Consider the following 13,039-nt stretch of genomic DNA (forward strand, 5'->3'; position numbering starts at 1 on the left):
TCCATTGTTTAAATTTACATACAGATTGTTCTAACATACTAAATTTTCGCCTTTGCGTTCAAGACATTATAAAACTTGGCTTGTGCATACAAAATATGCCTTCAAAGGGTTTCTATGAATGTCTAGAAACCCTCATCGGCATTTTAATTTAGTTATGTAAGGACCTGAAAAAGTATACTAGTACCCAGGATTCTGTTCTTGCAGGTTGGCGTTGTTGGAAAACTCTACCAAAGGTATTGGATATAGAAAATATGACTTCCCTGTAATAGGGTGCGAAATTAATCTATTGCTTGGAAATGTTAATTCCCCCTTAATATCCATTTGAAATTGGATTCTGTCCTTTAAAATGCCCCATCTATTCAAATCAAAATAGCGTTTGCTCTCAAAAGCCAGCTCTACCCTTCGTTCCTTTCTAATGGCTTCCCTAAACTCCTGTTGAGTGGTCAATGATAATGCATCATGTGCTCCAAGTCCAGCGTTCAACCTGATTTCATTTAGAAGGTCGAAGGCTTCTCCATTAGGCACATAACCAATTTCATTTAATGCCTCAGCCCTCATTAATAGCACATCCGCATATCTCATAATAGGAAAGTTCCATGTACTTTGATTTATGGGTTGATCAACCTCATTAAAATACTTATTGATATATAGAAGACTACCCTTTGGTTGGTCGGGAAACAAGAAATTATCCAAATCATAACTGGCAAGGGTAACATCTTTCCGCTTATCTCCTGGCTCATATTCTTGAACAATGCCATTACCAGAAGACAAACTACCGCCTTCGCCGTTCCATGTATCATCTGTGGGCAAATTAGCCGAACCACCCTGCAATGCAGGAGGTGCAAAAATATCACGGGTATTAATTGTTGTAGCCCCGGTCTCCCCTCCATATTGCACTTCAAAAATGGAGCCTGGACCATTTTCTTGCGAACCGTTAAAATTATCCGCATAATTCTCTAAAAGACGTCCCTTTCCTATGATTTCACTGGTATTTGAAACTGCCCCTTCCCATTCTTCCAATTCTAGATTTACAGTGGCCATCAATGCCAAAGCTGCATATTTCGTGGGCCTACCTACTTCTTTTCCGCTACCACCTGTATAGGCTGTAGGCAGTAGTGTTATCGCATCTCCCAAATCCAATTTTATTTGGGTATAAATCTCCTGTATGGAAGATCTGGGCAATTCGGCGTCCGCAGGCGTTTTTATCTCATTTACCAATAAGGGTACGCCTCCATAGAACCTTACCAAATTAAAATAGTAATAAGCACGCATAAACTTGCATTGCCCTTCTATTAAACGCCTCATTTCATCACTTGAAAACGATTCAACCAACGGCAATCTTTCCAGCACGGTATTGGCCCGGGTAATCCCACGATAATGATTTTCCCAAGTTGTCTCTATAAGACCGAATGCTTCGTCAATATTAAAAATATCGGATTCCGTTTCTTTACGCCAAGTCCAAGTATCGTCACTTGACCTTCCGGCCATCTGCACCATGGTACCACCTGCATAAATATTGTGCAAAGGTTGAAATATACCATTGACACCTGTAATTAGTCCTTCTTCCGTCGACAATAGCGCATCCAGAGCTACTTGTCCTTCTGGCTCTGGTTCTAAAATTTTACTACAGTTATGGAACAATATTCCGATTAATACTAGACCTATATATTTTATATAATTATTCATGTTGTCATTTTTACGTTAAAAACCAATTTTCACCCCTAAGTTATATTGCTTGGTATTGGGATAAGGTGTATAATCTATACCAGCAGACAATAGGCTTTCCCTACTTGATGCCTCAGGATCCAAACCTGTGTACTTTGTAAAAGTCAGTAGATTGGTGGCCGATATTGTAAATTGGGCACTACTAATAAAAGATGTCTCGAATATTTTACCGGGAAGGTCATATGTTAGAGCAACGTTCTTAACCCTTAAAAAACTTGCATCTTCCAGAAAGCGGGTAGATGCCAAAGTGGCCAAGGTGGTGGTTGTACCTCCTTGGGAAGGTCTTGGGGAGGTCGCTGATGGATTATCAGGAGTCCAAAAATCGGCAGCTTCCGCAAAATTCTGGACAAAAGGAACTCCTCTAGAGAATAGGTTTCTAGCTGTGTTATAGAGTTTATTTCCTGTTGCAAAATTCATAAAAACAGATAAAGAAAGATTTTTATAAGAAAAGGTATTGTCCATTCCTCCAATAAATTTTGGGTGAGGGTTACCTACAAAAGCTCTATCTCCAGCATCTAAAAGACCATTGTTGTTAAGATCCTTGTATTTTGGATCTCCCGGCACCGCATTAAACCATGTAGCTGCCTCAGCCTCTTCGCCCAACTGCCACATTCCGTCAAATATGTACATATTAAATGCACCCACTGGTCTCCCAGCTACCGTTAAATTCGTTGGAACATTGGATAAGGGTATATTCTGGCCCGGTATTTCCAAAGGTTCCCCAGCGGAATTGCTCCCTATGTCCAATACTTCATTCTTATTGTAAGAGATATTGAAATCTGTAGACCATTTAAATTTTCCTGTCAGGTTTCTGGTGAAGATGGCAAATTCGACACCCGAATTTCGCACCGAACCAATATTCACAATAGGAGGATTGGGTACACCCGCTGTCAAAGGAATTGGGTTCTGAATCAATAGATCTTCCGATTTCTTATCGTAATAATCTATGGTACCGCTAATTCTGCTTTTGAATAAGGCAAAATCAACACCAATATCCAATTGCTTGTTCGCCTCCCACTGTAAGGATGGATTTCCAATATTGGATGCCGAGTTGCCGACCACCACAGAATTACCAAATACATAGGGTGTGGAAGCCGCTCTTGTTATAAACTCGAAATTACCAATATTCTGATTTCCAGTAAGACCATAACTTACTCTAAACTTAAGATCATTCAAAGTAGTGCTGTTCTTCAAAAAGTTTTCCTGCGATACCCTCCAGGCAAGTGAGGCCGAAGGAAATACACCATATCTTTTATCCGGTCCGAAACGTGAAGATCCATCCCTTCTTACCGTGGCAGTTAATAAATACCGATCATCATAACCGTAATTCATTCTTGCAAAGGTAGAGGCCAGTCCCCCCTTCACATTACTTCCTGTACTATTAAAACTGGTCTGATTTGATAACTGATTCAAAGCATTATCAATGGTCCCCGTTCCAAAAGCAGAAGTCCTGCGCAATAGGAATTGTTGAGCGGATACCCCTACCAATAATTTTAAATCATGCTTATCAAACTCTTTAGTATAATCCAAAGTGGCATCTGCCACCCAGTTGGTATCACTGTTATTGGATACTCTAACCGAGCCTTGGGTGTTGATCATTCTTCCAATTGAATAAATCGGATTATAGGTGTACCCCTCAACACGGACTAAATCGCCACCCAAATTGGTGTTAAAGAAAAGGCCTTCCATAAGTCTGATATTCGCTTGGAAATTCCCCAGTAATCTTGTAGTGTTCAATTCTTTGGTAGGTAATAAAAGTGGAACCAAAGGATTGGAATTTGCACCAAAATATGGAGCCGATGCGGTATCTATATTGGCAAGTTCACCATTCTCATCATATGCCGGTGTGTAACTATGATGGTAAACAAAACCTCTATAACCAGTAGCACCCCAGTCATCCCCATCGGAATAGTTTTGAGGCTGGAAGCTCCCGGTAATATTAGTACTAATTTTAAGCCAATCGTTAACTTGTGAACTTAAATTGGTTCTTAAAGAATATGTTTTTATATCTGTATTCAACAAAATACCGGTACGGTTCTGGTACGAGGCGGAAGCCGAATATTGTGTGTTCTCGGTACCTCCAGAATAATTTAAATTATGAATTTGACGAATACCGGCACGTGTACCTAGGTCTTGCCAATCGTTATCTACTTGCCAAATAGGGTTACTTGGATCATCATAAACGGCAGTACTTCTATTGGAATTTTTAAATGCCTCCACAAAAAGTAATCTCTGCTGTTCTGTAGACATAACATCATAGCGCTCTGAAATATGTTCTATACTCAAATCTGAACTATACGTTAGTTGGGGTTTGCCAACCGTTCCTTTTTTAGTAGTGACAATTACAACTCCGTTTGCAGCCCTAGCCCCATAGATAGCAGTTGCTGAAGCATCTTTCAAAATATCTATGGAAGAAATATCTTTAGGGTTTATAGTAGAAAAACTTGCACTGACCAATGGAACCCCGTCCACAACGATCAACGGTTCATTACTACCGGTCACTGATCCAACACCACGGATAGCTATTTGAAACTTTCCGTCCAGATCTCCACCGGATTGTCTAATTTGAACCCCACTACTGCGCCCCTGTAAAGCATCTGAAAAGTTTGCCGTAGGTCTACTCTGTAATTTTTCTTCGGAAATATTGGACACAGCTCCGGTGATATCCGACTTCTTTTGCACACCATAACCTACCACAACTACTTCATCAAGTCCCGCAGCACTTTCTTCCAGAACAATATTAACACTGGCCTGTCCATTAAGTGGAATTTCCTTGGTAGAGTACCCAATATAGGAAACCACTAAAGTTGAATTGGCATTGGCTACATCAATGGAAAAATTTCCATCAAAATCGGCGGTAACACCATTGGTAGTACCCTTTTCTACCACATTGGCACCTGCCAAAGGAATACCGTCGATATCCGTAACAAGTCCGGAAACTAAGCTCTGAAGTTTGATTGGACCACTCTGGACCTCCTGATGGAGAGTACTGGTCCGAGCCTCACGTTCTTTGAGGAAAATTTGTTTATCTACCACATTGTGGGTAGTCTTAGTGTTTCCAAATATCCTTTCAAGGATACTGGTAACCAATTCCTTATTGGCTTTTACACTAACTACACGGTTTAGATCAACTTCCTTTATTTGGTATACAAAATGAAAATCGGTTTTACTCTCTATTTCATCAATAAGCCTTTCTACGGTAACATTGTTAAGGTTCAATGTAATCTTTGTACGCTGGGCATAGGATGAATTGGCCTGCATGGTAAACAGTACCAAAAACATGAATAACATACTGATCTTCATCTTTAAACTGAGTTTAAGCAATGGGTACGACCTTCTCTTTTGGTCAAGAATTTTTTTCATACTTTTATAATGTTTGATTGTGGTTATACTTAATGGTTAATCACTTCTACCGATCGGGAAATGGTGACGCATTTTCCGATTTTTTTATGATCCTTTACAAGGGCGGTACAAAGTGGTTTTTTGGTTGTTTTTAGTTCTTCATTGGCTGTTTTTATTTAGTTTTTATTATTTAGTTTACAATTATTTCGCGCTCATTAATTACGGAATAATCAATATTGTACTCTCCCTTAAAGTAGTCCAATATTTTATGGATAGGCATATCCCCAAAACTGGCATTGAATTTGGCCGAAGCCAGTTTTGCATTATTATTGACGATATTTACATCGTAATGTCGCTCTAGTTTTTTTAGGATATTATCGAAGGTCATATTCCTAAAAACCAATACCCCATTAACCCAGGAAGTATATATACTGGTGACCACTTCTTCCGTTGTAATATTTCCCTCGGCCTTATCATAACTACCTTTATGGCCTGGAACAAGCAGTGTTCCTTCTCCTCCATCGGATAATTCCGTTCCTGGATACATCCCTACAGAACCCTCTACCAATACCACCTCTTTCAATTGATCTTCTGGATAAGCCGACACATTGAACTTTGTTCCAAACACCTTGATGTCCAAGTCAGCAGCATTTAATATAAACGGACGGTCCGTATCCTTAGCCACTTCAAGAAAGGCTTCACCTGTTAGGTAAACCCTTCGCTCTTTACCTATTATAAATTCAACGGGATACCTTAGGGACGAACCCGAATTTAAATAGGCCACAGAACCATCCGACAATTTTAGTTCAAAGTGCTTGCCATATGGTACATGAAGTGTGTTGTATATAGGTTCTCCCGAACCAGTCTTGCCCCCATTGGTATATACAAGTTGATTGCCCACTTGGGAACCGACTACATTGCCTTCTGAGTCTATTACTTCTGAGGTGCCGTCTTCAGATATTACTTGGATATTTCCATCCTCCCGTTCCAGCGTAATGAAATTCTCTTTAGGGCCGAATTCTTTGACAGGATTATCTTTGGTTACATTTTCATTGACAAAGTACCCCAAAGTCATTGATAATATTACAATTGCCGCATATTTCAGAACACTTCTGTACTTGAATCTTTCCAGATGGCTTTTGTCTTTCTTAATTTTATCCAGCAAAAGGCGTTTTGATTTCTCTGTATCGTAGGATTTCATTTTACGGTCAATTCTATAATTTAATCTTATATAATCACTAAAAAGCTGATTATTCAAAGGCTTCTTCAGTTCAATTTCCAATTGATCCAATTCCTTAGCTGAAATCGAAGACGTAATATATTTTACTATTAATTTATATACCTTTTTTGGTTTCATTAGCTACACAATTCACATTTATACGAAGCCATTTTAAGAAACCCTTATTTTTTTCACATTTTTTTTTCATATTTACCATATTATCGAACCAAAAAAAACCAAATCGAGAAATGAGGGGGAATTTTGAGAGCCAATCCGTTCTAATAGAAGGCCTAAAACAGGGCAATGAAGGTGCCTATGAATATTTGGTGGAACATTATCACAATAGACTATGTGTCTATGCCCACAGTCTTATAAGGGATGATCTTATGGCCGAGGATATTGTACAAAATGTCTTTGTTCAAGTTTGGGAAAAGCGACACAAACTGAAACATGACTTTTCCTTGGAAAATTACCTTTATAAATCCGTTCATAATAAATTTATAGACCAGTACAGAAAAGGCAAAGCGGTTATGGCCCTCGAAAAAAAGTATATCGAAGCCTTGGAGTTGGCGGTTGAGGAACAGGACGAATTACAAGAACAAAAAATATTGGGCATACTTTTTAATGCCATATATGAACTGCCCCCTAAATGCCAGCAGATTTTTCTAATGAGCAAAAAGGAAGGCCTTACGAATATTGAAATATCTGAATACCTTAACGTATCCAAAAAGACTGTGGAGGGCCAGATCACCAAGGCTTTTGGCATTCTTAGGGAGAAATTGGGCAAGAAATATGAGGTGATCATGATGGTGGTTTTTGGCAGTGAAACTAAACGCCTAATTTAATGGACTTCCTACACTATTATCGAATATATTTGACGACAAAATCTCTCGGCTCATAAAATTGGTACTACCATCACTAATATTTTGGGATAAATTATTGTTCGATCCAAAATTCTAAAAATCATTTACTCAAAGAATTGGGCAAACATTGGAACTAAATATTACCTCTTAAATTACCGCCATCCATTTTATAGTTGAACTTAGGAACCTAGATCCTAATTGGGAAATTAAATACATAATAAGGTACATTCTTGATAAAAACAATGGTATACCCCTAATATGAATCCAATAATTTCGTAAATTGAACATAATCACACTCTTATATTATAATCATGGCAAATTTCAATCTAAAAATCAACGGAAAAACTCAGCAATTGGATGTGGATCCCACTACACCCATGCTTTGGGTATTACGAGACCATTTGAAATTGGTAGGTACCAAATACGGTTGCGGTATTTCACAATGTGGTGCATGTACCATACATCTTGGCGATAATGCAGTACGTTCTTGCCAACTGCCTGTTTCAGCAGTGGGCAACCAAGAGATTACGACCATCGAAGGTCTGTCTGAAAACGGCGATCATCGCGTGCAACTGGCCTGGCTGGAGGAAGATGTTTATCAATGTGGTTATTGTCAGGCAGGACAGATCATGAACGCGAGTGCATTTCTAAAAAAGAATCCAAATCCCACCGATGAAGAGATCGAAGGAGCCATGAACGGAAATATTTGTCGCTGTGGAACCTACACACGAATCAAGAAAGCTATCAAGACCGCGGCTAATTCAAAAATCGCTTAAAAATTACCTGGTACATCAAAATAAGTAAAATCATGACACTGATAAAAACTCAATATAATCGTCGTTCCTTTATAAAAGTTTCAGCCGCTGCAGGTGGTGGTATGCTCATAGGGTTTAGCTGGCTCAACGGCTGTAAGCCAAATACACCTGAACCGGAGGCGGGAGTGGCAATGCCAAAAGAATGGTTCGAAATCAACGGATATATTAAAATTGGGGACACCGGTATGGTAACCATTTATTCCCCCAATCCGGAAATAGGACAAAACGTGCGTACCTCCATGCCCATGATTGTAGCAGAAGAGTTGGATGTACCTTGGGAAAATGTGGTAGTGGAACAGGCGCCTCTAAACACAGGTTGGTACCAGAATCAATTTGCGGGTGGAAGTCTGTCCATTCGTTTAAGCTGGAATGCCTTGCGAATGGCAGGAGCAACTGGCAGAAGAATGTTATTGGAAGCAGCTGCAAAAGAATGGGGCGTACAGTTGTCTGATCTGACCGCTAGTAATGGGGTAATCAAAGAGAATGTTGGAGAACGAACAGTTACCTACGGGGAGATAGCCTCCAAGGCTGTTGGAATTGAAGTACCAAAGGAAGTGGAGCTAAAAGGAGTCAAGGATTTCAAATTGATAGGCAGCAGTATCAAGAATGTAGATGGCAAAAAAATAGTTACGGGCCAACCTTTGTTTGGACTGGATTTCCATAGGGATGGTATGCAACTGGCCATGATACAACACCCTCCGGCATTTGGCATGACGATAAAAGACTTTAACGAAGCAGAGATAAAAAGTATGCCCGGGGTAAAAGATGCCTTTATAGTTGACACTACCCTTGAAGAGCCTGGTGGGTTCGACGAAAAAGGTTTTAAACAGTTAATTGCCATTGTTGGCGAATCTACCTGGCAATTAATGCAAGCCAAAAAGGCCCTAAAAGCTAATTGGGAAACTACCGGAGAATTGGAAAGTTCCGAAATACATGTAAAAAGACTGGAAAAGGCACTGATGTCCGGGGAGGTACAGGAAAGTAGAAGGGATGGAAATCCGGAAGCCGCCTTTAAAAAAGCTACGAAAATTATTGAAAGAACCTATAGTGCCCCTTTCATTGCCCACAATACCTTGGAACCAATGAACTTTTTTGCCAATGTCACGGAAGATTCGGCAGAACTTATTGGTCCAACACAAACCCCGGAAGCCCTGGAAGGTTCGGTATCCAAATTATTAAACCTGCCGTTGGAAAATGTAACGGTAAACATGACGCGTATTGGTGGGGGTTTTGGAAGAAGACTTTATGTACATTTTGGAGTTGAAGCAGCTGCCATTTCCAAAAAAATAGGGGCTCCCGTTAAACTTATCTATAGCAGGGAGGATGATATGACCCAAGGAACCTATCGCCCAACCTATCGTTCTGTCTATAAAGCGGGACTCGATGAAAACAATAATCTAATCGCTTTCACCGTAAAGGGTGCCGGGTTGCCCGAAGGTCCCGTATTTCCAAACCGATTTCCGGCTGGGGCAGTTGAAAATTATTCTGCCGAAAAAATTAAGGCGCCAACCAATGTTACCACTGGGGCCTGGCGGGCACCAAGATCTAATTTTACAGCGGGTGCCGAACAATCTTTTCTTGACGAAGTGGCTGAAGCCGCAGGCAAAGATCCTATTGATTTTCGTTTGGAATTATTTGATCGTGCCATAAAAGATCCTGTTGGTGAGAAACATGAATACGAAGCAGAGCGCTACGCAGGAGTTTTGAAACTGGTCAAGGAAAAGGCCGATTGGGGAGCTACAAAACCTAATGTTCATCGTGGAGTAGCTGCCTATTTTTGTCATTCAACCTATGTCGCCGAAGTATTTGATATAGTCCTCAACAATGGACAGCCAATTGTGGAAAAGGTATGGTGTGCCGTGGATTGCGGAATTGTAGTGAACAGGGATGCCGCCAAGAATATGATTCAAGGTGGTGTTATCGATGGTATTGGACATTCCATGTATAGCCAGCTAACCTTTGAAAATGGGGCGCCCAAACAGATGAATTTCGACAAATATCAGTTGATCAGACATTCACAGGCACCAAAGGAAATTGAGGTTTTCTTTGTTGAAAACGAAATAGACCCAACCGGATTGGGAGAACCAGGCCTACCTCCAGCTATAGGGGCCTTGGCCAATGCCCTATACAAAGCAACCGGACAACGGCATTATCATCAGCCTTTTGTGACCGAAAAACAAGTAGTGGGATAAGAAAATTGGATTTGGTGGAATTCCCGTATATGTCTTAAAAACTGAAATTATGGAAACCATTAAATTTTATTTTGAAATATAACAGGTATTAAACCTCAGGGCAAGCCCTGAACCCAATAATAGGAATCGACCCAAGGGTAGAGGTATTGTACCTAGATTCCGCCGAAAAAAGGAGGGATTAATTCAATTTTCAGTGGGTCTTACTGACTTCTCAAAATTGAATTTTACTAATAATATCCAATATCAGGATTTGAGCAGGTGTCTATCAAAGAATATTTATTATATATGAAGCTTCACAGGCATTAGTATGCTACATTTTGTAGCAACTGTTAAAAGAGCTGCATTTAACTAAAGTATTCCCTTTTCCTTAAATATATTATAGATCATTGTTTTTTCTAAAAAATTAAAGGAACGATCCCTAAACCAGTCGTGTATGGCAATCATTTCATTCTCCTTTTTTGCTTTGCGCAAAATCTCATCGGAAACTATATGCCAATATACCCATCTGTTTTTGGCAAGCGCATAACCAATCTCATCGTTGATCAAAGATCTTACAGGTTTATTTCTTAACCTTACGCCATTCTCCAAGACTGCCAAAGTTTTGGTAAGACGAACAACCTCCGAAAAAGAATACCTGTAAAAATCGCCAAATCCGTTCTGACCTACATTATATAATTTATCCCCAACTTTTAAATCTTCCATAAAAAAAGGAAACAAAAATAATGGTCCATCCAACTTAAATAAAGTTTAGGTGTTAGAACTTATAAACAATGCCACAGTTAAACAACAATTGAACATGGATAACCATTTTGATTTTACCCTAATAAACATCGACCCATTTTTTACATTTCCATAGCAACCATTTATTCAATTCGTTTACATTTGTCCCTATAAAATCTATTACAATGAATATTGAAAGGGAATTGGGCAAAAGAAGCAATCATCAATGTGAGTTATGTACCAGTACTGAAAAATTAAGTGTATTTGAAGTTCAACCTCCTAAAAGTGGAGGTTTGGAAGATAATTTATTCATTTGCGAAACCTGTAGTGATCAAATTGAAAATCCGGATAACACGGATCCAAATCACTGGCGCTGTTTAAATGATAGTATGTGGAGTGAGCATACTCCAGTGAAGGTAATTGCCTGGCGTATGTTGAGCAGATTAAAAAATGAAGGATGGCCACAGGATTTGTTGGATATGTTTTATTTGGAAGATGATGTCTTGGATTGGGCAAAAGCCACCGGTGAAGGTGCACCTTCCGAGAATCAAATTATACATCGCGATAGCAATGGTGCCGTTATTGAAGCAGGAGATAGTGTTGTCCTTATAAAAGACTTACCGGTAAAGGGATCTAGTATGGTAGCTAAAAGAGGTACTGCCGTAAGACGTGTCTCCCTTGATCATGAAAATGCGGAGTACATAGAAGGTAAAGTAGATGGCCAACAAATCGTTATCCTAACTAAATTTGTTAAGAAAATATAGTACCTCCTTACCAATAAATAAATTGTGTATCCTAATTCACAATCATATTACTAATAGTCCACCACTGGAATATACTTTTAGACCTAGGCTAATACAAAATGGTTCATGGCAAATAGAGATCCCTATGCCGCACTAAGATATAAGGAATTCAACGTTTTTTTGTTGGTCCGTTTTGCCATGGTTTTTGCGTGGTCCATGCAATTTGTGGTTATAGAATGGGAAGTATATTCTTTAACCAAGAATCCCCTCTCTTTGGGGATGATAGGACTTATGGAGGTTATTCCCGCCATATCATTGGCGTTGTTTGCCGGGCATATTGTAGATCAAAAGGAAAAAAAAGGATTGCTTCTTAAATGTATTTTAGGGTTTTCCATAATAAGCCTGGGACTATTTTTACTTACTTGGCCCCAAATAGTACAGGATTGGTCCAAAAACACCATTTTGTATTACATTTATTTTTTAGTGTTTTTGGGTGGAATTGTAAGGTCGTTTTTAGGGCCTACCATATTTTCCCTATTTGCACTGATCGTCCCAAAAAAAGTTTATCCCAATGCCGCTACATGGAGTAGCTCTGTTTGGCAAATGGCGGCTGTTCTAGGCCCTGCTTTAGCCGGATTTAGCATTAATTTAATCGGTGTGCATTGGTCCATGTGCCTAATTTTTGCCTTTTCTTTAATGGCACTATTGATTTTAACCAAAATCAAAAAGAAACCGATTTTGAACCCAAATATTGGGGAGCCGGTAATACAAAGTTTAAAAGAAGGGGTGAAATTTGTATTTGGAACCAAAATTATTTTGGGGGCGATTACCTTGGATATGGTTGCCGTACTTTTTGGAGGAGCCATAGCGCTGTTACCCATTTATGCCCAGGACATACTAAAAGTGGGGTCAGAGGGATTTGGAATTTTACGCGCTGCCCCGGCTGTAGGTGCATTGATAATCATGTTTACCTCCGCCTATTTTCCATTAAATAAACACGCGGGTTTAAAACTCTTGGGATCTATTTTTGGATTTGGCCTCTGTATAATTGTCTTTGGACTTTCCACTTCGTTTTGGATTTCCGTAACTGCACTTTTTTTTAGTGGTGTTACCGATGGAATTTCCATGATCATTAGACAAACTATCTTACAGTTAAGGACGCCAGATCATATGCGTGGTAGGGTAGCTTCCGTGAATTCCATGTTCGTTGGATCTTCCAATGAGCTAGGGGCCTTTGAAAGTGGACTAACGGCCAAGTTGATGGGAACGGTCACCGCCGTCGTTTTTGGCGGTTGTATGACCCTAATTACAGTATTATTCACTGGAGCCATCTCCCCTACTTTTAGAAAACTGGATCTTAGTAAGGATTTGGAGGAACATGAAAAAGATGAGGTATAAATCCTACTTCAATGTTCCTCTT

At 39.6% G+C, this 13,039-nt stretch carries 9 protein-coding genes; 5 read left to right on the forward strand and 4 right to left on the reverse strand.

Features of this window, described 5'->3' with window-relative positions; genetic code table 11:
- Positions 1 to 177: 177 nt before the first annotated feature.
- The 3 genes from B9Y87_RS06210 to B9Y87_RS06220 all read right to left on the reverse strand — a co-directional run bounded on the left by B9Y87_RS06210 (position 178) and on the right by B9Y87_RS06220 (position 6,424).
- Complete coding sequence (locus B9Y87_RS06210) at positions 178 to 1,686, reverse strand: RagB/SusD family nutrient uptake outer membrane protein (protein WP_085497226.1); 1,509 nt, start codon at positions 1,684 to 1,686, stop codon at positions 178 to 180.
- A gap of 15 nt (positions 1,687 to 1,701) precedes the next feature.
- Positions 1,702 to 5,088: a SusC/RagA family TonB-linked outer membrane protein gene (locus tag B9Y87_RS06215; protein WP_085497228.1), complete on the reverse strand. Its 3,387-nt coding sequence runs from the start codon at positions 5,086 to 5,088 to the stop codon at positions 1,702 to 1,704.
- A 169-nt stretch (positions 5,089 to 5,257) separates the two neighbouring features.
- The gene (locus B9Y87_RS06220; protein WP_085497230.1) at positions 5,258 to 6,424 is read right to left on the reverse strand and encodes a FecR family protein; all 1,167 of its coding nucleotides are present in this window, start codon (positions 6,422 to 6,424) and stop codon (positions 5,258 to 5,260) included.
- Between the two features lie 110 nt (positions 6,425 to 6,534).
- Between B9Y87_RS06220 and B9Y87_RS06225 the strand changes: the two genes are divergently transcribed.
- The 3 genes from B9Y87_RS06225 (at position 6,535) to B9Y87_RS06235 (ending at position 10,156) form a co-directional block, all read left to right on the forward strand.
- Entirely contained in the window at positions 6,535 to 7,131 is a 597-nt protein-coding gene (locus B9Y87_RS06225; protein WP_085497232.1) for an RNA polymerase sigma factor, read from the forward strand.
- A 329-nt stretch (positions 7,132 to 7,460) separates the two neighbouring features.
- Positions 7,461 to 7,925, forward strand: coding sequence for a (2Fe-2S)-binding protein (locus tag B9Y87_RS06230; protein WP_085497234.1), 465 nt, complete (start codon positions 7,461 to 7,463; stop codon positions 7,923 to 7,925).
- 32 nt (positions 7,926 to 7,957) lie between these two features.
- Positions 7,958 to 10,156, forward strand: a complete 2,199-nt coding sequence (locus B9Y87_RS06235; protein WP_085497236.1) for a xanthine dehydrogenase family protein molybdopterin-binding subunit — start codon at positions 7,958 to 7,960, stop codon at positions 10,154 to 10,156.
- A gap of 348 nt (positions 10,157 to 10,504) precedes the next feature.
- Here the strand turns inward: B9Y87_RS06235 and B9Y87_RS06240 are convergent, their stop codons facing one another.
- On the reverse strand, positions 10,505 to 10,858 hold the full coding sequence (locus tag B9Y87_RS06240; RefSeq protein ID WP_085497562.1) for a pyruvate kinase: 354 nt from the start codon (positions 10,856 to 10,858) through the stop codon (positions 10,505 to 10,507).
- A gap of 203 nt (positions 10,859 to 11,061) precedes the next feature.
- On the opposite strand from B9Y87_RS06240, the gene B9Y87_RS06245 reads away from it, so the two are divergent.
- Both B9Y87_RS06245 and B9Y87_RS06250 read left to right on the forward strand, forming a co-directional pair.
- Positions 11,062 to 11,640, forward strand: a complete 579-nt coding sequence (locus tag B9Y87_RS06245) for a PhnA domain-containing protein (protein ID WP_085497238.1) — start codon at positions 11,062 to 11,064, stop codon at positions 11,638 to 11,640.
- Positions 11,641 to 11,745: 105 nt separating this feature from the next.
- Entirely contained in the window at positions 11,746 to 13,017 is a 1,272-nt protein-coding gene (locus B9Y87_RS06250; protein WP_085497240.1) for an MFS transporter, read from the forward strand.
- Positions 13,018 to 13,039: the final 22 nt, after the last annotated feature.

The organism is Arenibacter troitsensis (genome assembly GCF_900177645.1).
GTDB lineage: Bacteria > Bacteroidota > Bacteroidia > Flavobacteriales > Flavobacteriaceae > Arenibacter > Arenibacter troitsensis.

Excerpts from the sequence above, each read along its gene's own strand:
- B9Y87_RS06210 (WP_085497226.1), bottom strand. The coding sequence starts at position 1,686 with ATGAATAATTATATAAAATATATAGGTCTAGTATTAATCGGAATATTG.
- B9Y87_RS06215 (WP_085497228.1), bottom strand. The coding sequence starts at position 5,088 with ATGAAAAAAATTCTTGACCAAAAGAGAAGGTCGTACCCATTGCTTAAA.
- B9Y87_RS06220 (WP_085497230.1), bottom strand. The coding sequence starts at position 6,424 with ATGAAACCAAAAAAGGTATATAAATTAATAGTAAAATATATTACGTCT.
- B9Y87_RS06225 (WP_085497232.1), top strand. The coding sequence starts at position 6,535 with ATGAGGGGGAATTTTGAGAGCCAATCCGTTCTAATAGAAGGCCTAAAA.
- B9Y87_RS06230 (WP_085497234.1), top strand. The coding sequence starts at position 7,461 with ATGGCAAATTTCAATCTAAAAATCAACGGAAAAACTCAGCAATTGGAT.
- B9Y87_RS06235 (WP_085497236.1), top strand. The coding sequence starts at position 7,958 with ATGACACTGATAAAAACTCAATATAATCGTCGTTCCTTTATAAAAGTT.
- B9Y87_RS06240 (WP_085497562.1), bottom strand. The coding sequence starts at position 10,858 with ATGGAAGATTTAAAAGTTGGGGATAAATTATATAATGTAGGTCAGAAC.
- B9Y87_RS06245 (WP_085497238.1), top strand. The coding sequence starts at position 11,062 with ATGAATATTGAAAGGGAATTGGGCAAAAGAAGCAATCATCAATGTGAG.
- B9Y87_RS06250 (WP_085497240.1), top strand. The coding sequence starts at position 11,746 with ATGGCAAATAGAGATCCCTATGCCGCACTAAGATATAAGGAATTCAAC.